Raw genomic sequence first — 21930 nt, forward strand, 5'->3', positions numbered from 1 at the left:
ATTAATAGCCGGATCCCGCGTAAATATCAGCAAGAAACTGCGACCCGCCGCCCGCTCAAGAAGCACAGCGTGCCGCCCATGGCCGTCAGTGCTCCCAGCGCATAAAACATGCTGGTCGGCGCTGCATTGATCAGCAGGTAGCCGCAAATCACCGGGCTCATCGCGCCGCCAAATGCCGCCAGGTTCTGCGCGCCGTAGTAACTGCCGCGCAGTGCATCCGGGGCGATGGTGTCGATGAACAGGAATTCCGACGGGTAGATGATCATCTCGCCCAGGGTGAACACAAACATCGCCAGGCACCAGGTGAGCAGGCTGTCGGCCAGGCTGAAACCGATCAACCCGAGGATGAACAGCAAGGTGCCGAGCACGATCCAGTAGCGCAGTTGTTCACGCTTGAGAAAACGCCCGATCTGGTACTGCATCAAAATCACGGTAATGGCGTTGCAGGCCAGCACCGCCGACAAAATCTTCAGCGCCTCGGCAGGCTTGTAGGCAACCAGCAGAAATTGCGACAGATAAAGCGTATAGCGCCCGTGGACAATGGTGCTCAGCAGGCTGCCGCTGGTAAACAGGATCAACGTGCGATCACTGCGCAAGGTGCGCAGGGTGCTGAGGAAACTCAGGGGTTTGTTGCTGTCGTCGCGCTGGGTCGGCGGGATGCCGATCATCAGGAATACGCTGCCAAACGCGATGGCGCTGGCGATCAGGAACGGCGCCAGCTGCATGTGTCCGGCGATCACCACGCCGACCATCGGGCCGGTGGCGTAGCCGACGTTGGTCAGGGTGTAGCGCAGGGAAAACACCTTGGCGCGGTCGCCCACCGGCAGGTTCTCGCTGATGATCGCCTTGGAGCCGATCAGGAACAGCGCCGACGCGGCTTCGGTGATCACCAGGGTCAGGGTGGTGAGGTAGAGGTTGCTGGCAAAGGTCAGCAACAGAAAACCGATGGCGCTGGAGAGCATGGCCAGGATCAGCAGCTTGCGCTTTTCCAGGCGGTCGATGATGTAGCCGCCATACAGGCCCAGCAGGGTCGCGATGAAGACGGCAATCCCCATCAGCAGGCCGATGTCCTGTTGGTTGAGGCCCAGGCGGGTGCTCAACAGCAGGGCCAGCAAGGGGCTGGTCATGGCGCGGCTGACCACGATGGTCACCGAGCAGATCATCAGGCGGCGGATTACCAGGGAGTAGGTGGCCACGGTGGGGCGGATGTCCTTATTCTTGAGGCAGGTTACGATCTTTCATACACAACAGATCCCTTGTGGGAGCGGGCTTGCTCGCGAATGCGGCGGGTCAGTCGGTACATTCGTCGCTGACACACTGCATTCGCGAGCAAGCCCGCTCCCACATTTGGATCGAGTTACTGGCCGGAATTGATGGTGATCTTCTCGACCGCACCTTGCTCCAGATCCCACTTCTTGAGGATCTTGCCGTAGGTCCCATCATCGAGCATGCCCTGCAACGCCTCACTGATCGCGCTGACCAACTCGGTATTGCTCTTCTCGATCCCCAGCCCGGTGAACTGCTTGGAAATCGCCAGGCCTACCGGCTTGTACTTGCCCTTGTCCAACGACATCAAATAAGGAATCGTCTCGCTGCCCTGCATCGCCGCATCCAAACGGTTCTGCTGCAACTGGGCACGCGCGTCCGCCGAGCCTTCAGTGCCGATCACCACGATCGCTGGCTTACCTGCTGCTTCGCAGTTTTCCTTGCTCCACGCGGCAATTTCCGACGGCCAGGTCGTACGGCGGCTGGTGCCGACTTTTTTACCGCACAGGTCAGTCAATTCCTTGAGGTCTTCGCGCTTGGCCAGGGTGTACAGCTGTGGGCCACTGGTGAAGTAGTCGATAAACGTCACGGCTTTCTGGCGCTCGGCGGTGTCGCTCATACCGGACAGCACGATGTCGACGCGCTTGGTGGTCAGCCCGCTGAGCATCTGCTCGAAGCCGGTTTCCTGCCATTTGATCTTCACGCCCAGGCGCTCGGCGAGGGCGTTGCCCAGGTCGAAGTCCAGGCCCGTGAGCTTGTTGGTGGCGGTGTCCTTGAAGTCCATCGGCGGGTAGTTCGGCACGATGGCCGCACTGATTTCACCCTTGTCCTTGATTGCCGCCGGCAATGCCGCGAATACACACGAGGAGGCCATCAGGCCTGCGAGCAACGTTGGGATAAACAATGTTTTCATGGGGGCGTTCTCGTTAGTTTTTTAGTTAAGTGCGAACGGCAGAAATAAAGCTTTGGGTACGCGGGTTTTGTGGGCTTATTAGAATTTCTTCCGGGCTGCCGGCTTCCACAATCTGGCCGGCGTCCATAAACACCATGCGGTTGGAGACTTCACGGGCGAAGCCCAACTCATGGGTGACCACGATCATGGTCATGCCGGTGGTGGCCAAATCGCGCATCACCGACAGCACTTCTCCTACCAGCTCCGGGTCGAGGGCTGACGTGGGTTCGTCAAACAACATCAGCTTGGGGCGCATCGCCAGCGCGCGGGCAATCGCCACACGCTGTTGCTGGCCACCGGACAATTCCACCGGGTAGGCATTGCGCTTGTCCGCCAGGCCGACGCGGGCCAGCAATTCCAGCGCGTCCTCGGTCGCTTCCTTGGGCGAGCGCTTGAGCACCTGGCACGGGCCTTCGATGATGTTCTGCAGCACGGTCATGTGCGGGAACAAATTGAAGCGCTGGAACACCATGCCGGTGGCCAGGCGCTGGCGCGCGATCTGCGATTCATTCATCTCGTGCAACTTGTTGCCGACGACGCGGTAACCCACCAGTTCGCCGTCGACCCAGAGGCCGCCCTTGTCGATTTTTTCCAGCTGGTTGACGCAGCGCAGCAGCGTGCTTTTACCCGAGCCGGACGGGCCGATGATGCACATGACTTCGCCTTGCTCGACCTCGATATTGATGTCGCGCAGCGCGTGATACTGGTCGTAATACTTGTTCAGGTTGACGGCCTTGACGATGCTTCTCATGGGGCAAATCTCCTCAACCCAGACTTACGAACGCTTGCCGGCGCCGCGGGCAAAACGACGCTCGAGGCGGCTTTGACCAAATGAAAGAACAGTCACCACCGCCAGGTACCAGATGCCGGCAACAATCAGCAGCTCCATGACCCGCGCGTTGGCGTAGTAGATGTTTTGCGCGTTGTGCAGCAGCTCCGAATACTGGATCACGCTGGCCAGGCTGGTCATTTTCACCATGCTGATGAACTCGTTGCCTACAGGCGGAATGATCACTCGCATCGCCTGCGGCAGAATTACCCTACGCAGCGCTTGCAGGCTCGGCATGCCGATGGACTTGGCGGCTTCGTACTGGCCGGTGTCCACCGACAGCAGGCCGGCGCGCACCACTTCAGCGGTGTAGGCGCCCTGGTTGATACTCAGGCCGAGCAGGGCGGCCACGAATGGTGTCATCAGGTCGACGGTGTCGATGCTGAACAGGCCGGGGATCGCGATCACCGGGAAAATCAGCGCCAGGTTGAACCACAGCAGCAGTTGCAGAATCAGCGGCGTGCCGCGAAACAGCCAGGTATAGGTGATGGCCACGTAACGCAGGATCGGGTTGGCCGACATGCGCATGATCGCCGTGATGACCCCGATCACCACCCCCAGCGCCATTGCCAGGATCGACATGACGATGGTGTTGACCAGGCCCCAGAGGATGGCCTCAGACGTGAGGAACTGACCGATGTAGGACCATTCGATCTGGCCATTGGCGAAGGCACGCAACAGCGCGGCCAATGCGATCACGATCAACGTGGCGAAAAACATCCGTCCGTAATAACGACGCGGCACGTGCTCGTACTGCGTGATATCGAACTGGTTCTCGGACAACTTGCGCTCGGCTTCCAAGCGCTCCGCCGGGGTTTGGTTCATGGTGCTACTCCACTGCTGTACTCGATCCAACGGTTAAAACACGGTCCAAATGTGGGAGCTGGCTTGCCTGCGAAAGCGCCAGCAAACTCACCACAAAGGCCCAGGTTTAAATCCGAAACCCCTGATAACTTTCAGCCCACTGCTGCTGAGCCGCCAACGCCACCTTCAACCGCCCAATCTGCTCCCGAACCCGCTCCGGCGCCGTCCCGCCCCAGCCACTGCGCGCCGCAATCGCCGCCTCCAGGGTCAAGCAGTCGCGCACTTCCGGCAGCAACCGAGCATCCACCTCCGCCAACATCGCCGGCGAGGCTTCCCACAATTCAATCTCATGCTTCTCACAGGCCTGCACCAAGGCGCCGGTAATCTCATGCGCCTCCTTGAACGGCACACCGCGCGTTGCCAGCCAATCCGCCACCTCAGTCGCCAGGGTGAAGCCCATCGGCGCCTGACGCCGTAGCTCTTGCACCTGCACTTTCATGGTCGCAACCATCCCGGCCATCGCCGGCAGCACCAGCAGCAAGGTGTCCACGCTGTCCAGCACGCTGTGCTTGTCTTCACTCAAATCGCGGTTGTACGACAGCGGCAGCGACTTGAGTGTCGACATCAACCCGGTCAGGTTGCCGATCAAGCGCCCAGCCTTGCCCCGGGCCAATTCGGCAATGTCTGGGTTCTTCTTCTGCGGCATGATCGAGCTGCCGGTGGCGTAGGCATCGTCCAGCACCACCCAGCGAAATTGGCGCGAAGACCACAGGCAAAACTCTTCCGACAGGCGCGAAATATTCACCCCGAGCATGCCGGCCACGAACAGGAATTCCGCCACATGGTCACGGCTGGCGACCGCATCAATGGAGTTTTCGCACGGTCCGGTGTAGCCCATTTCCTTGGCCGAATGCTCCGGCTGGCGCGCAATCGCCGACCCGGCCATGGCGGCCGCGCCCAACGGCGACAACGCCGTACGCGCATCCCAATCGACCAGACGCTGCACATCGCGCAGCATCGACTGCGCATGCGCCAACAGGTGATGGGCAAACACAATCGGTTGCGCCTGCTGCAAGTGGGTAAAGCCCGGGCAGATGCTCTCCACATGCTGCTCAGCCTGCTCCACCAACGCCTGCTGCAACGCGAGTACCTCGGTGGTGATGGTGCGTGCATGGTCGCGTAGGAAAAGGCGCAGGTCGTTGGCCGTCTGGTCGTTACGCGAACGCCCGGCGCGCAACTTGCCGCCCAGGGCGCCCAGGCGCTCGGTCAATACGCGTTCGATGAAGGTGTGCACATCCTCGTCATCCAGCGTCGGATGCAGGCGGCCGGCGGCGAAGTCCTCGCCGATCCGGTCCAGGGCCTCCAGGGTGCGCAGGGTCTCCGACTCATCCAGCAAACCGGCGCGCTGCAACTCACGGGCATGGGCACGGGAGCCGGCCAGGTCGTAGGGCGTCAGGCGGAAATAGCGCTCAGGGCAACGTGACAACGCGGCCAATGCTGCAGACGGACCGGTCTTGAAACGAGCGCCCCAAAGGCGGTCGGTGGGCTGGGACATGGGTATTCCTCACGCTTGTTTTTAGAAGAGTCGGAGGCAGTAAAAATAAGTTTTCAACTAGACTGAATCAGCGTCTGACGCGCCGTATTCAAGGTTGCCAAGGGCGGATGTTTATGTTCATTATCGCCGCCTGGCTGTGTTCAAGGACTGGGTCAAAGCCTGTTGAATATGGCACTTGAGGTCAACGCGTATTATGGAAACTCCACTTTCCACTTCTGGAAACCTGCCACCCAAACCCGGCACAAGACCGCCCCTGCAATTGAGCGGACTGGACTTCAAATTGCTCCGGGTATTTATGGCTGTGGTCGAGGCCGGCGGCTTCAGCGCTGCACAAAACGAGCTGAACGTGGGCCTGGCAGCGATCAGCAAACAGATCTCCGACCTGGAAATCCGCATCGGTATGCGCCTGTGTACGCGGGGCCGGGAGGGCTTTGGGCTGACCGAAGAAGGCAAGTTGGTGTATCAGGCGTCCATCGAGTTATTTACCTCGGTCGACAGTTTTCGCGACAAGCTTAGTTCGGCTCAGAATGAACTGATCGGCGACCTTAGTGTGGGCGTTATTGATACTACCGTCTCCGATATCAACTCGCCGCTCATTGCCGCGTTAAGGACGTTACACAGCGAATCGCCAAAAATAAGATTGCGCCTACAGGCCTCGCAACTTGACGAAGTTGAGCGTGGCGTCGTGGAAGGGCGGCTGATTGTCGGCATCGTGCCGGTGTACCAGCGCCGTGAGGAATTCGACTATTTCCCGCTGTATGAAGAAAAAGCCCACGCTTACTGCGCCGTAGGACATCCACTGTTCAATGCGAGCGACATCACACCGGAGGTGTTGCGCCAATACGAAGTGGTCAACCACCGGTACGCGATCCACCGCGACAAGGCCAACTTCGTCACCTACGACAGCCAGTCCGCCTCGGCCTCACAAGTCGAAGCCGTCGCCATCCTGATCCTGACCGGCCGCTTCCTGGGCTTCCTGCCAGAACACTACGCCGCGCCGCTGGTAAGGGAAGGGCGCCTACGCGCACTGTGCCCGGACCACGTGCACCTGAGCACCGCCGTTAACCTGATCCTGCGCCACAACGCCCCGCGCAGCCCCATGGTAAAAGCCTTCGCCACCGCCCTGGGCGTAGACCTCAAAGCCGCAACATAACGCTAACGCCAAGCGCCGATCCCAGCACGACATCAATCAAATGTGGGAGTTGTCGAGCCCCAGCGAGGCTACGAAGGGATCACCTCGGTCCACCCGCCGACCCCACCCACCCGCATCACCGCTGCAACTTGCCCTGCTTCTTCTTCGAATGAAAATGCCGAAAATGCGCATCCTGCGCCGCCGCCAGCAACTCCCGATCCCCGCGCGTATCGCCCCAGGCCCGCAGCCGATACTCCCCCAGGTCCCCATACACCGCTTCAAGGCGCAGCACCTTGTTCTCACAGCGGCAATTATTCCCGGTGAGCTTGCCGGTCAACACCCCATCCACCACTTCAAGCTCAGTGCCAATCAACTTGATCCCGAGCCGATCAGCAAACGGCTGCAACACCAACGCCGGCGACGCCGAACACAGCGTCACCACCGCCCCCGAGCCCAACTCCTGCTCCACTGACAGCACACCCGCCGGGCGCATCAACCGCGCCCAATTGCGCTGGCAATACTCCTCGGCCTTCTGCTGCACCCACGACTTCTCGACCCCGGTCATAAAGGTGCGAATCAACTGCGCCTTCAACTCATCCCGGCTGATCTGCCGCAGCAAAAAGCGCAGCCCAGGCACCGCCAGCTTGACCATCCGGCCATAGAACTCGCCAGGGCCAAAGGCAAACTTGAGGAACGGCACAAAACTATCGTGATGGGTCAGGGTGCCGTCGAAGTCAAAGACGGAGAGTACTTTGGCATCCACAGGGCCGGCTTCGAGCATGTCTGGGTTCACGGGTTGGCCTCGGTCCTATCTAGTGTTTTTTGAGTGTGCATCAGGTGTGACAGCAGGAATCTACTCCCGTGCCAATCTTCCAACTTTGCTGTAAAGCGCCGCAGTGAAAGCATTCCGATCACTCGACCGGTGACAACGCTGATGGCAATTGGGGCACAAGGCTACAGCATTAGTGATGCGATCCGAACCCTTCTGGGCGAGGTGGCCGGCCTGATGTGCTTCAAGAAGTAGCAATTCACTGGGCATAAAAAAGCCCTGAACATGTCAGGGCTTCATGGGGTTGCTTGGCTAAGGAATCAATCCCAGCTCAACGCACCGCCAGTCTGGTACTCGATCACACGGGTCTCGAAGAAGTTCTTCTCTTTCTTCAAGTCCATGATCTCGCTCATCCACGGGAACGGGTTAGTCGTGCCTGGATACTCTTCCTTCAAGCCAATCTGCGACAGGCGACGGTTAGCGATGAACTTCAGATAGTCCTCCATCATCGCCGCGTTCATGCCCAACACGCCGCGCGGCATGGTGTCACGCGCGTATTCGATTTCCAGCTGAGTCCCCTGCAGGATCATCTGGGTCGCTTCTTCCTTCATCTCGGCATCCCACAAGTGTGGGTTTTCGATTTTGATCTGGTTGATCACGTCGATACCGAAGTTCAGGTGCATCGACTCGTCACGCAGGATGTACTGGAACTGCTCAGCGACGCCGGTCATTTTGTTGCGGCGGCCCATCGACAGGATCTGGGTGAAGCCGCAGTAGAAGAAGATGCCTTCCAGGACGCAGTAGTAGGCGACCAGGTTGCGCAGCAGCTCTTTGTCGGTCTCGACGGTGCCGGTTTCGAACTTCGGATCGGAGATCGAACGGGTGTATTTCAGGCCCCAGGCGGCTTTTTTCGCGACCGATGGGATCTCGTGGTACATGTTGAAGATTTCGCCTTCATCCATGGCCAGCGATTCGATGCAGTACTGGTAGGCGTGGGTGTGGATCGCTTCCTCGAAGGCCTGGCGCAGGATGTACTGGCGGCACTCCGGGTTGGTGATCAGGCGGTACACGGCCAGGACCAGGTTGTTGGCAACCAGCGAGTCGGCGGTGGAGAAGAAGCCGAGGTTGCGCATGACGATGCGACGTTCGTCGTCGGTCAGGCCTTCGGGGTTTTTCCACAGGGCGATGTCGGCGGTCATGTTGACCTCTTGCGGCATCCAGTGGTTGGCGCAGCCGTCGAGGTACTTCTGCCAGGCCCAGTCGTACTTGAAGGGCACGAGTTGGTTGAGGTCGGCGCGGCAGTTGATCATGCGCTTTTCGTCAACGGCGACGCGGGCGGCGGAGCCTTCCAGCTCGGCGAGGCCTTCGGCGACGTCGAGTTTGTCGAGGGCGGCCTTGGCGCGCACGATGGCGGCGGAGTCACTGGCGGTGACGGCGCGCGCTTCGATGGCGGCAGCGGCGCCGGCACCGTCGAGGCGGTCCATGTTGGCTTCGGTGGCGTGGCCGGCGTTGGCGCCTTTAGCGGCTACTTCGCCTTCTTCTTCTTTGTCGAATTCGTCCCAGCTCAGCATGACGTGTCGTCTCCTGCGTGAGGGCGCAAAGGGGCCCGTGTGAAACCGGATGGTTGGGTGTTCACACGGCCCTGAGGCCGCGGTGGATCTTAAGGAATCGTTTGTTGCAGCTAGCGCACGCATTAAACGGAATAGGCTAACGGGTGCTCTGCGTGAGGCTTGAGGGGCGGAGCGACAGGTACATGCTCCAGCGCAGGCTCAAGGTCTGGCTCTTCATCCCGGTGTAAAGGGATATTGCAGGCCCGATTTACCCGCGCATTATAGGGAAAAATTCGGCTTTGTGTTGCGGCGGATGGCCTCAGCGGTCGGCCAAAATGCGTGGGGTTACGGCCAGAGTGTTGGTTTGTAAGGGTTTGCTGCTTGAGGATTTTTTTAGCGGCGAGTGGTGGTGTCCAATCGTCGGAAATCGCCTTGTGGCTTGTATGCGGCTGTTGTGGTGAGCGGGCTTGCCCCGCGTTGGGCAGCGAAGCGGCCCCAGTCAAGGCGCTGAGGTTTTCCTGATAGAACTCAGCGCCTGATTTTCGGGCCGCTTCGCTGCCCAACGCGGCAAGCCCGCTCGCCACGGGGGAGTGTGGCGGCCTTAAAGGTTGTTTAGATCGCGGATTACTGGGCCGCCGCTTTAATGCTGGCGAACATCTGCTTGCCCGCCTTGGCCGGGTCCGCATCTTTATTGCTCATGAAGTTGCTCACCACATCAAACACCGCGCCCTGCACGGCTTGGGACGTTGACATGTTGAACGCCATGCTCGGCGCCAGCGTGCCGGCCTTTTCCGCCTCGGCGAAATCCTTGGCGGAAGCTTGGGCGCAGCTGTCGAATGGGCTCATGTCGAGGCCCTTGATGACCGGGATCGAGCCTTTGTTCTGGTTGAACACCGTTTGGAATTGCGGCTCCAGGGCGATCTTGGCCAGGTCGTCGCGGGCGGCGTTGTTACCGGGCGTGTCGTTTTTGCTCGACAGCTTGAACATCGCCAGTGAGTCGATGGTGTAGCTATAGATGCCTTGAGTGCCGGGGAAGGGCGCGCATTCATAGTCGACGCCGGCCTTTTTGCCGACGGCGCTCCATTCGCTTTTGGCCCAGTCGCCCATGAGTTGCATGCCAGCCTGGCCGTTGATGACCTTGGCGGTTTCCATGTTCCAGTCCTGGCCGGCGCCGTTGGGGTCCATGTAGGTCTTCAGTTTGCGCAGGGCGACGAATACTTCGGTCATTTTCGGACCGGTGAAGGTGGCTTCGTCGTTGTCGATAAAGGCCTTTTTGAAGCCATCGGCGCCGAGGATGCTCAGTACCAGGCCTTCGAATACGGTGGTGTCCTGCCATGGCTGGCCGCCGTGGGCGATCGCGATAAAACCGGCGGCCTTGAGCTTGTCGCCGGCGGCGTAGAGTTCCTCCAGAGTGGTCGGGGCATGGGCGACCCCGGCTTTGCGCAGCACGTCGGGGTTGGTCCAGAGCCAGTTGATGCGGTGGATATTCAGCGGCACGGCCACGTAGTGGCCGTCGAACTTCATCAGCTCGGCGATGCTCGGCGGCAGCAGGGTGTCCCAGTGGTTGACCTGGGCGACGTTGTCGATGCTGGTCAGCAGGCCCAGCTTGCCCCATTCCTGGATGTCCGGCCCTTTGATCTGCGCGGCGGAGGGCGGGTTACCGGACACTGCGCGAGTCTTGAGCACGGTCATGGCCGCCGCGCCACCGCCACCGGCGACGGCGCTGTTTTGCCAGGTGAAGCCGTCTTTTTCGATCAGTTGCTTGAGCACGTCGGCTGATTTGGCTTCGCCGCCCGACGTCCAGTAGTGGACGACTTCGACACTGCCTTTGCTCTCAGCCGCCTGGGCGGTGAGCGTACAGAGGCTGGCGAAAGAGACTGCAAGGGCAAGGCGATTGACGAGATTCATAGGGGATACCTTTTTTTGTTGTTATGGACGGCGGTGTTTATTCCAATCCCAGGCCTTTGCGGCCCAGGCTGTTGAGTTGTCGAGGGGTGAAGCGGTCTTGCCACTGTTGCTCGTAGTCTTCCCGGGGGAAGTCGTCCGGCGAGACACCTTGCTCGAATGCCCTGAACACGTCCTTGGCGTAACGCAGATTTTTCGGACACATGGGCGCGGCGGGGACGTACATCACATTGCCCCAGCCCTGCTGGTTTTCCACCGGGGCGACGCTGTGGATTACGTCGCAGTGCCACCACACCGAGTCGCCGGCGTGCACGTCCGGAATGGGTGTCATGCCCTGTACCAGCAACGGGTGCCATTTCTCTGAGATGGGCAGCACTTTGCCGGGCGCCACGCCGCACAATTCATCCTCGGGCACGTCGTCCAGCAGCGGGCGCAGCAGCATATAAGCCATGGCCTTGGGGATCGGCAGCGTATGCAGCACACCCTGGTCGGCACGCATATCGCACAGTGCCGTCCAGCCCTGGAAGGTGCGGAAGGCCGAGCATTTCACCGTGTCCTTGTAGGCATATTCGTCGACCTCGGTCCGATGCGCGGCATCCCATGGGTCGTACGCCTGGAAGTCATTGCGGTAGATCTTGTCGAAGACCTTCAGGTAGGCCGGATGCAGCCAGCGTTCCAGCGCCCCGGAGTCGGTATGCGGGCCAAGGCCTTTGGATGTGGTGCCCGGTGGGCGCCGGCGGACGCGGTCCGGGTACAGCGCGTTGATGTCCGGATCGAACCATTGCTGGCCTTGGGAATGGGTGGTCCACAACCGGTTGAGGAAGGATTGCGCAGCGCCCATGCGCGGGTGCTGACGCACTTGCATCTGGGCGTCGGACCAGTAGATCGGAAATATCTCCGGGCGGGAGGCGTCGAGGTTGCCGAAAAAGGTGTCAGCCGGGCCGCGATACACCGTGTCGAAATGGTTGTTGTCGAGGTAGTCCAGCAGGCTCTTGTCCCACCCCAGCACTTGCTCGCGCGCGAAGTGATTGCGGATCACCAGGCAGCCCCTGCGCTTGATCAGGGCGCGTTGCGCGTCCGTCACCTGGCCGTTGGCGATCGTGTCGAAATCCAGTTCCGGCCAAGCCGAACCGCTCAGCGCCTGCTGGGCTTTGATCGAGGCGATTTCATCGGCAATGAAAGCGCTGACCTCGGTAAACAAAGCGTTCACATCGCCGATCTGCGCACGCAGGGTTTTCTTCATGTCGACGATGTTGCGCCGGTAGTCGTCCGGCAACTCGGCACTTTCGAAGGCGTGATAATTACTCATGGGGTGACCTGTATTGTTGTTATGCATACAGGTATGGAATCACCGGGGCTGCCTGGGCAGCAGTCCGGTTAGGCGCGTTGAGCAGTACGATTGTGGCGTTTGTTGCGTCGAGAATGGAAGAATCGGCTTGGTTACTGGAAGTGATGCCCGTGTTGGGCGCGAAATTGCGAAGGCGTGAGGCCTTTTAGCGCTTTGAACTGGCGATTGAACAACGCCTGGGAGACATAGCCGACCTGCTCGGCGATGGCACTGACCGCCAGGTTGCCCTGCATCAGCAGTGCACAGGCATGTCCGATGCGCAGGCGCACGATGTAGTCCAACGCCGTGCAGCGTGTGTATTTGCGAAACATGCGATGGAGGGCCGACACGCTGACGCATGCCATCTGCGCCAATTGCGGAATGCCCACGGGCTGGGCGTAGTGGGCATGCAGATAATCCAGCACGCGACGTATGCGCGGGTCTTCGATTACCTGAGGCGCGGCGTTTTCCACCGCAATACGCTGCGCGGCGACGTCTCGTGACAACAGGTTGAGCACGGTCAGCAAAGAGATCAGCCGCTGCGATGCATCCTGCTCGACCATGGCTTCGATCACCGGGCGCAGGACCCTTGAGGTGCTATCACTGAAACTCAGCGCCTGCTGGGCTGCCGCCAGTAACGCGCGGGTCGGGGCCATTTCGGGAAACAGGCGCACCAGCGATTCCGCCCAGGCTTCGGAAAACCAGATGACCAGGGCGACGTGCGGTTGGGTCGGGTCAATGCGTTCGGCGGACGACCAGCTGTGTGGCACGTTCGGACCCACCAGAACCAGGTCGCCGTCGTCGTAGAGCGCCACATCGTTGCTGATATAGCGATGCCCGCGGCTATTGAGGGTGAGGGTCAGTTCGTATTCGGGATGGTGATGCCACTCAAACGGGATCGCCTCCGGCAACCTGCGGTTCAGCAGGGTCCAGGAGGTATTGGCCTCGGTGGGGATCTTCTCGAAACTGGCTCGCATGAATGTATCCTGCCGTACAGGGAAGGCGGCGACGCCACAATCGTAGCATTCGATTCAAGCGAGGGGGAGGGGGCCTCGCCGCAAGAACGATTTCTTGCGGCAAATAAGATCACGCGCAGATCACACTAACTAAGTTGTTATCCGTTCGAACAGCCATTGCCCATTACATGGTAGTTAAGAATATGACGCTGACCCTGTGAGTCTTCATATTCCATCTTGACCGGCACAACTTCGCAAACTTCCGGGATTGTGCTCATGGACAATACTTTGGCCACATCCAGCTTGGTGCTATAGGTGTAGTCTTCGACAATCGGGGCGTTCTGGCCGGCCAGCTCGGTCGGGGCCTCATCGGCCAGGGCGGCGGTGGCGCACAAGCTGCTGAGGGCCATAACTACGAGAGCTTTCATTACTGTATTTACCTTCTTTAGGTCGAATGGGGTCACGGGGCCCTTGTGAGGCCACGTGTGTAACTTAAGAGTTGGGAAGTTCGGATTAACGTTGCCTTCGTGGGGGCTGTTACGGTGTTAATCACAGTGCCGTGTTGGCGGAGTTGATTTTAGGCCTGCGCGTTATATTCATATACCCGTACTTTTGATAAACACTATTGGCGGTTTTTGTAACAATCGTGTGGTAAAGGTTTTTTCATACAGCTGCAAAGCCCCGCAGGCCACGGGCCAGAGCGGCAAACGGGGATAGCAGGGCAATTTGTAGGGGCTTGTTACTACCATCGTCGAATGGTTCTATGGGGCAGCCCCGGCTACAACAGGGGCCATACAACAACAACTATGTCACCGAGGTAAGAAAGATGAGTGCGGCTTCCCTGTACCCCGTTCGCCCCGAAGTAGCAGCCAACACGCTGACCGACGAGGCGACCTACAAGGCCATGTACCAGCAGTCGGTGGTCAACCCCGATGGCTTCTGGCGCGAGCAAGCCAAGCGCCTCGACTGGATCAAGCCTTTCACCACGGTGAAGCAGACCTCGTTCGACGATCACCATGTCGACATCAAGTGGTTCGCCGATGGCACCCTGAACGTTTCCTACAACTGCCTGGACCGTCACCTCGCCGAGCGCGGTGACCAGGCGGCGATCATCTGGGAGGGCGATGACCCTGCCGAGAGCCGCACCATCACCTACCGCGAGCTGCATGAAGAAGTCTGCAAGTTCGCCAACGCCCTGCGTGGCCAGGACGTACACCGCGGCGACGTGGTGACTATCTATATGCCGATGATCCCCGAAGCCGTGGTCGCCATGCTGGCGTGTACCCGCATCGGTGCGATTCACTCGGTGGTGTTTGGCGGTTTTTCCCCGGAAGCCCTGGCCGGTCGCATCATCGACTGTAAGTCGAAGGTAGTGATCACCGCCGACGAAGGCATCCGTGCCGGTAAGAAAATTCCGTTGAAGGCCAACGTCGACGACGCCCTGACCAACCCGGAAACCAGCAGCATCCAGAAAGTCATTGTGTGCAAGCGCACCAATGGCAACATCAAGTGGAACCAGCATCGCGACATCTGGTACGAAGACCTGATGAAAGTGGCGGGCACCGTGTGTGCGCCAAAAGAGATGGGCGCCGAAGAGGCGCTGTTTATCCTCTACACCTCCGGTTCCACCGGCAAGCCCAAGGGCGTGCAGCACACCACCGGCGGCTACCTGTTGTACGCGGCCCTGACCCATGAGCGCGTGTTCGATTACCGCCCGGGTGAAATCTACTGGTGCACCGCCGACGTCGGCTGGGTCACCGGCCACACCTATATCGTCTATGGCCCGCTGGCCAATGGCGCCACCACCTTGCTGTTCGAAGGCGTGCCGAACTACCCGGACATCACGCGGGTGGCGAAGATCGTCGACAAGCACAAGGTCAATATCCTCTACACCGCACCGACCGCGATCCGCGCGATGATGGCCTCGGGCACCGCCGCCTGCGAAGGTGCCGATGGCAGCAGCCTGCGCCTGCTCGGTTCGGTGGGCGAGCCGATCAACCCGGAAGCCTGGGATTGGTACTACAAGAACGTCGGCCAATCGCGTTGCCCGATTGTCGACACCTGGTGGCAGACCGAAACCGGCGGCAACATGATGAGCCCGCTGCCGGGCGCCCATGCGCTCAAGCCGGGTTCGGCGGCACGCCCGTTCTTTGGCGTGGTGCCGGCGCTGGTGGATAACCTCGGCAACCTGATCGAGGGGGCCGCCGAAGGCAACCTGGTGATCCTCGATTCGTGGCCGGGCCAGGCGCGCACGCTGTACGGCGACCATGACCGTTTCGTCGACACCTACTTCAAGACCTTCCGTGGCATGTACTTCACCGGTGACGGTGCGCGTCGTGACGAGGACGGCTACTACTGGATCACCGGCCGCGTGGACGACGTGTTGAACGTGTCCGGCCACCGCATGGGCACCGCCGAGATTGAAAGCGCCATGGTCGCCCACCCGAAAGTCGCCGAAGCGGCGGTGGTCGGTGTACCGCATGACATCAAGGGCCAGGGCATCTATGTCTACGTGACGCTGAAGAACGGCGAGGAGCCGAACGAAGCGCTGCGCCTGGAACTGAAAAACTGGGTGCGCAAGGAGATCGGGCCGATCGCTTCGCCGGACGTGATCCAGTGGGCGCCAGGCTTGCCGAAGACGCGTTCGGGCAAGATCATGCGGCGTATCCTGCGCAAGATTGCCACGGCTGAGTATGACGGGCTGGGGGATATCTCCACCCTGGCGGACCCGGGTGTGGTGGCGCATTTGATCGAGACGCACAAGACCATGAACGTCGCGTAAGGCGGGGCAGGTGGGACAGGGCCCCATTTGGCGTGAGCTGGATGGGGCTTTTTTGTTGACTGGCTATTACTGGCGAAACCAGCTCCCACATTTGGAATGTATTTCATGCCGGGAGTGCTGATCGTTCCCACGCTCCGCGTGGGAATGCCGCCCTGGACGCTCCGCGTCTGCTCTTGAGGCGTGACGCAGAGCGTCACAGGGTGTATTCCCACGCAGAGCGTGGGAACGATCTATGCGCAGGCCAATAAATATCGACTTCGTGCGTAGGACGTTTCTGAATGTTACCGAGAGCCCTAAATGTGTAACCCATCGCCCAAACCTGAGGCAAAGTGCTACAACATTGCCCCGAAAAAGCGCGTTTTAGACACCCCAAGAAATAAGATTAAACGCCAGACTTGCCGTGCTAGAAGGGTTTGCGAATAATAGGCCCGCAATTTGCAGCATCAACAGGTTTAATATCTTTTGTCTCTGCATAAAATTCAGAGGCTGTCAATGTGCTGGAACGGCTTTCTCGGTGCTTCTGTAAATTGTTGTCGCATTGAGGAAATATCGGCTTCCGGCCTGTCGTTAGAATGCCGATCACTCGCTCGTCGTCGCAGGTCGTCACCTGTGTAGGACGCAGCACCGCAATTCGGTTTCCCTTAAGTCGCATCGTGGGCCATGGCTCATACTGCTGTTTTGCCCTATACCGATGGAGTCCCAAGATGAAGAAACTCGTGCTGTTGGGCGCCCTGGCGCTGTCCGTGCTGTCCATGCAGGCTTTCGCTGAAGGCAAGCCACTGAAGATTGGTATCGAAGCGGCTTACCCTCCGTTTGCCTCCAAAGCTCCCGATGGCAGCATCGTCGGTTTTGACTACGACATCGGCAACGCGCTGTGCAAGCAGATGGACGTCAAGTGCACGTGGGTCGAGCAGGAATTCGATGGCCTGATCCCTGCGCTCAAAGTACGCAAGATCGACGCGATCCTGTCGTCGATGTCCATCACTGAAGACCGCAAGAAGTCCGTGGACTTCACCAACCGCTACTACCTGAGCCCAGCGCAACTGGTGATGAAGGAAGGCACCAAGGTCAGCGACAGCCTGGATGAATTGAAAGGCAAGAAAATCGGTGTGCAGCGCGGTTCGATCCACGATCGCTTCGCCAAGGAAGTCCTGGCCCCTAAAGGCGCCACGGTTGTGCCTTACAGCTCGCAGAACGAAATCTACCTGGACGTGGAAGCCGGTCGCCTCGATGGCACCGTGGCTGACGCTACCCTGCTGCAGGACGGTTTCCTGAAGACTCCAGCCGGCAAAGGCTACGCGTTCGTCGGCCCACAGTTCACCGACGCCAAATACTTCGGCGACGGCATCGGCATTGCCGTCCGTAAAGGCGACAAGGAAAACCTGGACCGCATCAACGCTGCCATTGCCGCGATCCGTGCCAACGGCGAGTACAAGAAAATCCAGGACAAGTACTTCGACTTCGATATTTACGGCGCTGACCCTAAGTAACTCGTCGCAGCTGTCTGTCCAGAATGGCGCAAGCAACAGAATTCCTGAGGTTTGCGCCATTTTTTCATCCCCCTTTTCGAGGACCTGAATCATGTTGAAAGGCTACGGGGCCGTCATCCTCGATGGCGCATGGTTGACGCTTCAGCTCGCCTTGTCGTCCATGGCCTTGGCCATTGTTCTGGGTCTGATCGGGGTCGCGTTACGCCTGTCGCCGGTGCGCTGGTTGGCCTGGCTGGGTGACTTGTACTCCACGGTGATCCGCGGGATCCCCGACCTGGTGCTGATCCTGCTGATTTTCTACGGCGGCCAGGACCTGCTGAACCGCGTCGCGCCGATGCTCGGCTATGACGACTATATCGACTTGAACCCCTTGGCCGCCGGTATCGGCACCCTGGGTTTCATCTTTGGCGCCTACCTCTCGGAGACATTCCGGGGCGCCTTCATGGCCATTCCCAAGGGCCAGGCCGAGGCCGGCCTTGCGTATGGCATGAGCAGTTTCCAAGTGTTTTTCCGGGTGATGGTGCCGCAGATGATTCGGCTGGCGATCCCCGGGTTCACCAACAACTGGCTGGTACTGACCAAGGCCACCGCGCTGATTTCGGTGGTGGGCCTGCAAGACATGATGTTCAAGGCCAAGCAGGCGGCAGATGCCACCCGCGAGCCTTTTACCTTCTTCCTCGCAGTGGCGGCGATGTACCTGGTGATCACCAGCGTATCGTTGCTGGCCTTGCGTTATCTTGAGAAGCGCTACTCGGTAGGCGTAAGGGCGGCTGATCTATGATCTTCGACTACAACGTCATCTGGGACGCCATGCCGCTGTACCTCGGCGGCTTGGTGACCACCTTGAAACTGCTGGCCATTTCGCTGTTCTTCGGCCTGCTTGCCGCCTTGCCCCTGGGCTTGATGCGTGTGTCCAAGCAGCCGATCGTCAATGGCGCAGCCTGGCTCTACACCTACGTGATCCGTGGCACGCCGATGCTGGTGCAGCTGTTCCTGATCTACTACGGCCTGGCCCAGTTCGATGCGGTGCGCGAGAGCTTCCTGTGGCCGCTGCTGTCCAGCGCCACGTTCTGTGCGTGCCTGGCCTTTGCGATCAACACCAGTGCCTACACCGCTGAAATCATTGCCGGCAGCCTCAAGGCCACCCCCAATGGCGAGATCGAAGCGGCCAAGGCCATGGGCATGTCGCGCTACAAGCTGTATCGCCGCATCCTGCTGCCGTCGGCCCTGCGCCGCGCGCTGCCGCAGTACAGCAACGAAGTGATCATGATGCTGCAGACCACCAGCCTGGCGTCCATTGTCACCCTGATCGACATCACCGGTGCCGCACGCACGGTGAACGCCCAGTTCTACCTGCCGTTCGAAGCCTATATCACCGCCGGCGCGTTCTACCTGTGCCTGACCTTCATCCTGGTGCGCCTGTTCAAGTTGGCCGAGCGCCGCTGGCTGAGCTACCTGGCTCCACGGAAGCACTGATATGGAACGTATTGATCACCGGCTGCCCTGGGGTCACCTGGGGTGCGAGCGGCAGTTGAGCGTGTTCCGATTCGGCAAAGGCGAGCGCAAGGCCTATATCCAGGCCAGCCTGCACGCCGACGAATTGCCCGGCATGCGCGCCGCCTGGGAGCTGAAGAAACGCCTCACCGAGCTGGAACAGCAAGGCGCGCTCAATGGCGTGATCGAACTGGTGCCCGTGGCCAACCCGATGGGCCTGGGCCAACTGCTGCAAGGCAGTCACCAGGGGCGATTCGAAATCGGCAGCGGCAAGAACTTCAACCGCGATTTCGTCGAGTTGAGCGCGCCGGTGGCCGAGTTGCTCCAGGGCAAGTTGGGTGATGACCCTCACGCCAACGTGCGCATGATCCGCCAGGCGATGACCGATACGCTGAACGCACTGCCGGCGCCGAGCAGCCAGTTGCAAGGCATGCAGCGCCTGTTGCTGAGCCATGCCTGCACTGCCGACATCGTCCTCGATCTGCATTGCGATGCCGAGGCCGCGTTGCATATGTACGCGCTGCCCCAGCACTGGCCGCAGTGGCGCTCATTGTCGGCGCACTTGAATGTGAAGGTCGGCCTGCTGGCGGAAGACTCCGGTGGCAGCTCGTTCGATGAAGCCTGTTCATTGCCATGGTTGCGCTTGTCCCAGGCGTTCCCCGAGGCCCAGGTGCCGCTGGCATGCCTTGCGACCACCCTGGAACTGGGCGGCCAGGCCGACACCGGCCGCGACGAGGCGATCTTCCATGCCGAAGGTATCCTCGCGTTTCTGGCCGAGCAGGGCCTGATCAAGGGCGAATGGCCGGCGCCGCAGTACGAGCCGTGTGAAGGCCTGCCTTTTGAAGGCACCGAATTGCTCTTCGCGCCCCACGCCGGGGTGATCAGTTACCTGCGTAAGGCCGGTGACTGGGTCGAGAAGGGCGAACCGATTTTTGAAGTGATTGACCCCCTGGAAGACCGCGTCAGCACGCTCTGCGCGGGCACCTCGGGGGTGCTGTTTGCCGTTGAACGGCTACGTTATGCCCAAGCGGGTTTCTGGCTGGCCAAGGTGGCGGGGCGCGAAGCGCTGCGTCACGGGCGCTTGCTCAACGACTGACCACCTGTTTTTGTGAGAACCGACCGCATGTACAAACTTGAAGTCCAAGACCTGCATAAACGCTATGGCAGTCATGAAGTACTCAAAGGTGTGTCCCTGGCCGCCGCGGCCGGTGATGTGATCAGCATCATCGGCTCCAGTGGTTCGGGCAAAAGTACCTTCTTGCGCTGCATCAACCTGCTTGAGCAACCCCACGCCGGCAAGATTCTGCTCAACAACGAAGAGCTGAAACTGGTGGCCAACAAGGACGGCGCCATGAAGGCCGCCGACCCTAAACAACTGCAGCGCATGCGCTCGCGCCTGTCGATGGTGTTCCAGCATTTCAACTTGTGGTCGCACATGACCGCGATTGAAAACGTAATGGAAGCGCCGGTGCATGTGCTGGGCGTGTCGAAGAAAGAAGCGCGTGAAAAGGCCGAGCACTACCTGGCCAAGGTCGGCGTGGGCCATCGCAAGGATGCGTTCCCCGGCCATATGTCCGGTGGCGAGCAGCAGCGCGTGGCGATTGCCCGTGCCCTGGCGATGGAGCCTGAGGTGATGCTGTTCGACGAGCCGACCTCGGCGCTGGACCCGGAGCTGGTCGGCGAAGTGCTCAAGGTCATGCAGGACCTGGCCCAGGAAGGCCGCACCATGGTGGTGGTGACCCACGAAATGGGCTTTGCCCGTGAAGTGTCGAACCAGTTGGTGTTCTTGCACAAAGGCATTGTCGAAGAACGCGGCAACCCGCGCGAAGTGCTGGTGAACCCGCAGTCCGAGCGTTTGCAGCAGTTCCTCTCCGGTAGCTTGAAATAGTCAAGACTGCTTTTGTGCACCGGTTTAGTGCATGCTTCGCAGTCTTGAGATTTGGCCTCAATCCCCTGTGGGAGCTGGCTTGCCTGCGATAGCGGTGTATCAGAAATAGATGTGCTCACTGACCCACCGCCATCGCAGGCAAGCCAGCTCCCACATTGGAACTCCATATGTTTTGAGATTTGTGTTGGTTTCCGGGCTAGCATTGGCCCTTGTCTTCATTACTGTTACTCGCTTCGGATAGCCCTCCATGACCGCCCATCGAATTGGTTTCCTGATTTGGCCCAGCACGAAAGCACTGACGCTTGCGCTGGCTGAGGAGGCCTTGCGCGTTGCTCAGCGGGTGCATCCGGATGTGGTGTATGAGCTGTCGTTCCTGCTCGCCGAGCCTGCGACCGATGGCGCCTGGCAGCTGCCGGGCGAGCCGTGGGCGGGCAAGCTCGAAGGCTTCCAGAAGCTGTTCCTGCTGGCGGACGAGCCGCCGACCGTGATCGCTTCCCAACTGAGCACCGCGCTCAAGCAACTGGTGCGCGCCGGGTGCGTGATCGGTGGCCTGTCGGCGGGTGTCTACCCGTTGGCCCAGCTCGGCCTGCTCGACGGCTACCGCGCCGCCGTGCACTGGCGCTGGCAGGATGATTTTGCCGAGCGCTTCCCCAAGGTCATCGCTACCAGCCACCTGTTCGACTGGGACCGTGATCGCCTGACCGCCTGCGGTGGCATGTCGGTGCTCGACCTGCTGCTGGCGGTACTGGCCCGTGACCACGGCGCCGAACTGGCCGGTGCAGTCTCCGAGGAACTGGTGGTTGAGCGCATCCGCGAAGGCGGCGAGCGCCAGCGTATTCCTTTGCAAAACCGCCTGGGTTCCAGCCATCCGAAGCTGACCCAGGCGGTGTTGCTGATGGAGGCCAACATCGAAGAGCCGTTGACCACCGACGAAATCGCCCAGCACGTGTGCGTGTCGCGACGACAGCTCGAAAGGATCTTCAAGCAATACCTCAACCGCGTTCCCAGTCAGTACTACCTCGAGTTGCGCCTGAACAAGGCGCGCCAGATGCTCATGCAAACCAGCAAGTCGATCATCCAGATCGGCCTGTCCTGCGGCTTCTCCTCGGGGCCGCACTTCTCCAGCGCCTACCGCAACTTCTTTGGCGCCACCCCGCGCGAAGACCGCAACCAGCGGCGCAGCAGCAGCCCGTTCGAGCTGTCGTCGGTACCGTCCGAACGCGGCTGAGGG

Annotated in this window: 19 protein-coding genes and 1 pseudogene; 8 read left to right on the forward strand and 12 right to left on the reverse strand. The window is 60.1% G+C overall.

From position 1 onward, the window contains the following. Nucleotides 1-26 precede the first annotated feature (26 nt). The 5 genes from C9990_RS06655 to argH form a co-directional block, all read right to left on the reverse strand. Nucleotides 27-1196 (reverse strand): MFS transporter, encoded by a 1170-nt coding sequence (locus tag C9990_RS06655; protein WP_106802829.1) that lies wholly within the window; start codon nucleotides 1194-1196, stop codon nucleotides 27-29. Nucleotides 1197-1357: 161 nt separating this feature from the next. Further along, nucleotides 1358-2179, reverse strand: coding sequence for an ABC transporter substrate-binding protein (locus tag C9990_RS06660; RefSeq protein ID WP_065909178.1), 822 nt, complete (start codon nucleotides 2177-2179; stop codon nucleotides 1358-1360). Between the two features lie 25 nt (nucleotides 2180-2204). Next, complete coding sequence (locus C9990_RS06665) at nucleotides 2205-2969, reverse strand: amino acid ABC transporter ATP-binding protein (protein ID WP_016974699.1); 765 nt, start codon at nucleotides 2967-2969, stop codon at nucleotides 2205-2207. Between the two features lie 24 nt (nucleotides 2970-2993). Further along, nucleotides 2994-3872 carry an amino acid ABC transporter permease gene (locus tag C9990_RS06670; protein ID WP_017134649.1) on the reverse strand — a complete coding sequence of 293 codons (879 nt, stop codon included), beginning with the start codon at nucleotides 3870-3872 and terminating at the stop codon, nucleotides 2994-2996. Nucleotides 3873-3978: 106 nt separating this feature from the next. Then, complete coding sequence (gene argH / locus C9990_RS06675; RefSeq protein WP_106802830.1) at nucleotides 3979-5406, reverse strand: argininosuccinate lyase; 1428 nt, start codon at nucleotides 5404-5406, stop codon at nucleotides 3979-3981. 193 nt (nucleotides 5407-5599) lie between these two features. Between argH and C9990_RS06680 the strand changes: the two genes are divergently transcribed. After that, complete coding sequence (locus tag C9990_RS06680; RefSeq protein ID WP_106802831.1) at nucleotides 5600-6559, forward strand: LysR family transcriptional regulator; 960 nt, start codon at nucleotides 5600-5602, stop codon at nucleotides 6557-6559. Between the two features lie 115 nt (nucleotides 6560-6674). Here the strand turns inward: C9990_RS06680 and C9990_RS06685 are convergent, their stop codons facing one another. From C9990_RS06685 to C9990_RS06715, 7 genes and pseudogenes are all read right to left on the reverse strand, one after another. Further along, entirely contained in the window at nucleotides 6675-7319 is a 645-nt protein-coding gene (locus C9990_RS06685; protein ID WP_106802832.1) for an HAD-IB family hydrolase, read from the reverse strand. Nucleotides 7320-7391: 72 nt separating this feature from the next. Continuing rightward, nucleotides 7392-7565: pseudogene (locus tag C9990_RS06690) on the reverse strand (HNH endonuclease); the annotation flags it as partial. 62 nt (nucleotides 7566-7627) lie between these two features. Continuing rightward, nucleotides 7628-8878 carry a ribonucleotide-diphosphate reductase subunit beta gene (locus tag C9990_RS06695; RefSeq protein WP_032879817.1) on the reverse strand — a complete coding sequence of 417 codons (1251 nt, stop codon included), beginning with the start codon at nucleotides 8876-8878 and terminating at the stop codon, nucleotides 7628-7630. A gap of 603 nt (nucleotides 8879-9481) precedes the next feature. Further along, entirely contained in the window at nucleotides 9482-10765 is a 1284-nt protein-coding gene (locus C9990_RS06700; protein WP_106802833.1) for an ABC transporter substrate-binding protein, read from the reverse strand. Between the two features lie 37 nt (nucleotides 10766-10802). Continuing rightward, nucleotides 10803-12071 (reverse strand): DUF1479 domain-containing protein, encoded by a 1269-nt coding sequence (locus tag C9990_RS06705; protein ID WP_106802834.1) that lies wholly within the window; start codon nucleotides 12069-12071, stop codon nucleotides 10803-10805. A 131-nt stretch (nucleotides 12072-12202) separates the two neighbouring features. Further along, on the reverse strand, nucleotides 12203-13066 hold the full coding sequence (locus tag C9990_RS06710) for an AraC family transcriptional regulator (protein ID WP_106802835.1): 864 nt from the start codon (nucleotides 13064-13066) through the stop codon (nucleotides 12203-12205). Nucleotides 13067-13203: 137 nt separating this feature from the next. Next, complete coding sequence (locus tag C9990_RS06715; protein WP_027607759.1) at nucleotides 13204-13473, reverse strand: DUF2790 domain-containing protein; 270 nt, start codon at nucleotides 13471-13473, stop codon at nucleotides 13204-13206. Between the two features lie 398 nt (nucleotides 13474-13871). Between C9990_RS06715 and acs the strand changes: the two genes are divergently transcribed. The 7 genes from acs (at nucleotide 13872) to argR (ending at nucleotide 21927) form a co-directional block, all read left to right on the forward strand. Then, nucleotides 13872-15827: an acetate--CoA ligase gene (gene acs, locus C9990_RS06720; protein ID WP_065909200.1), complete on the forward strand. Its 1956-nt coding sequence runs from the start codon at nucleotides 13872-13874 to the stop codon at nucleotides 15825-15827. Between the two features lie 704 nt (nucleotides 15828-16531). Then, nucleotides 16532-17317 (forward strand): ABC transporter substrate-binding protein, encoded by a 786-nt coding sequence (locus tag C9990_RS06725; RefSeq protein WP_065909201.1) that lies wholly within the window; start codon nucleotides 16532-16534, stop codon nucleotides 17315-17317. A gap of 91 nt (nucleotides 17318-17408) precedes the next feature. Then, on the forward strand, nucleotides 17409-18098 hold the full coding sequence (locus C9990_RS06730) for an ABC transporter permease (protein ID WP_032886746.1): 690 nt from the start codon (nucleotides 17409-17411) through the stop codon (nucleotides 18096-18098). Next, entirely contained in the window at nucleotides 18095-18793 is a 699-nt protein-coding gene (locus C9990_RS06735) for an ABC transporter permease (protein ID WP_106802836.1), read from the forward strand. Before C9990_RS06730 ends, C9990_RS06735 begins: the two co-directional genes overlap by 4 nt. Before the next feature lies 1 nt (nucleotide 18794). Beyond that, nucleotides 18795-19907, forward strand: a complete 1113-nt coding sequence (locus C9990_RS06740; RefSeq protein ID WP_065909205.1) for a succinylglutamate desuccinylase/aspartoacylase family protein — start codon at nucleotides 18795-18797, stop codon at nucleotides 19905-19907. A 27-nt stretch (nucleotides 19908-19934) separates the two neighbouring features. Next, nucleotides 19935-20699 carry an ABC transporter ATP-binding protein gene (locus tag C9990_RS06745; protein WP_010208310.1) on the forward strand — a complete coding sequence of 255 codons (765 nt, stop codon included), beginning with the start codon at nucleotides 19935-19937 and terminating at the stop codon, nucleotides 20697-20699. 247 nt (nucleotides 20700-20946) lie between these two features. Beyond that, nucleotides 20947-21927: a transcriptional regulator ArgR gene (gene argR, locus C9990_RS06750; RefSeq protein WP_065909207.1), complete on the forward strand. Its 981-nt coding sequence runs from the start codon at nucleotides 20947-20949 to the stop codon at nucleotides 21925-21927. Nucleotides 21928-21930: the final 3 nt, after the last annotated feature.

Source organism: Pseudomonas sp. S5D5 (genome assembly GCF_003013355.1).
Taxonomy (GTDB): domain Bacteria; phylum Pseudomonadota; class Gammaproteobacteria; order Pseudomonadales; family Pseudomonadaceae; genus Aquipseudomonas; species Aquipseudomonas aylmerensis.

Bases quoted from the DNA above. Each gene is read 5' to 3' on its own strand.
- C9990_RS06740 (WP_065909205.1), top strand. From the start codon at position 18,795: ATGGAACGTATTGATCACCGGCTGCCCTGGGGTCACCTGGGGTGCGAG.
- argR (WP_065909207.1), top strand. From the start codon at position 20,947: ATGACCGCCCATCGAATTGGTTTCCTGATTTGGCCCAGCACGAAAGCA.
- C9990_RS06665 (WP_016974699.1), bottom strand. From the start codon at position 2,969: ATGAGAAGCATCGTCAAGGCCGTCAACCTGAACAAGTATTACGACCAG.
- C9990_RS06695 (WP_032879817.1), bottom strand. From the start codon at position 8,878: ATGCTGAGCTGGGACGAATTCGACAAAGAAGAAGAAGGCGAAGTAGCC.
- acs (WP_065909200.1), top strand. From the start codon at position 13,872: ATGAGTGCGGCTTCCCTGTACCCCGTTCGCCCCGAAGTAGCAGCCAAC.
- C9990_RS06730 (WP_032886746.1), top strand. From the start codon at position 17,409: ATGTTGAAAGGCTACGGGGCCGTCATCCTCGATGGCGCATGGTTGACG.
- C9990_RS06705 (WP_106802834.1), bottom strand. From the start codon at position 12,071: ATGAGTAATTATCACGCCTTCGAAAGTGCCGAGTTGCCGGACGACTAC.
- C9990_RS06745 (WP_010208310.1), top strand. From the start codon at position 19,935: ATGTACAAACTTGAAGTCCAAGACCTGCATAAACGCTATGGCAGTCAT.
- C9990_RS06725 (WP_065909201.1), top strand. From the start codon at position 16,532: ATGAAGAAACTCGTGCTGTTGGGCGCCCTGGCGCTGTCCGTGCTGTCC.
- C9990_RS06700 (WP_106802833.1), bottom strand. From the start codon at position 10,765: ATGAATCTCGTCAATCGCCTTGCCCTTGCAGTCTCTTTCGCCAGCCTC.
- C9990_RS06715 (WP_027607759.1), bottom strand. From the start codon at position 13,473: ATGAAAGCTCTCGTAGTTATGGCCCTCAGCAGCTTGTGCGCCACCGCC.
- C9990_RS06710 (WP_106802835.1), bottom strand. From the start codon at position 13,066: ATGCGAGCCAGTTTCGAGAAGATCCCCACCGAGGCCAATACCTCCTGG.
- C9990_RS06735 (WP_106802836.1), top strand. From the start codon at position 18,095: ATGATCTTCGACTACAACGTCATCTGGGACGCCATGCCGCTGTACCTC.
- argH (WP_106802830.1), bottom strand. From the start codon at position 5,406: ATGTCCCAGCCCACCGACCGCCTTTGGGGCGCTCGTTTCAAGACCGGT.
- C9990_RS06660 (WP_065909178.1), bottom strand. From the start codon at position 2,179: ATGAAAACATTGTTTATCCCAACGTTGCTCGCAGGCCTGATGGCCTCC.
- C9990_RS06685 (WP_106802832.1), bottom strand. From the start codon at position 7,319: ATGCTCGAAGCCGGCCCTGTGGATGCCAAAGTACTCTCCGTCTTTGAC.
- C9990_RS06670 (WP_017134649.1), bottom strand. From the start codon at position 3,872: ATGAACCAAACCCCGGCGGAGCGCTTGGAAGCCGAGCGCAAGTTGTCC.
- C9990_RS06680 (WP_106802831.1), top strand. From the start codon at position 5,600: ATGGAAACTCCACTTTCCACTTCTGGAAACCTGCCACCCAAACCCGGC.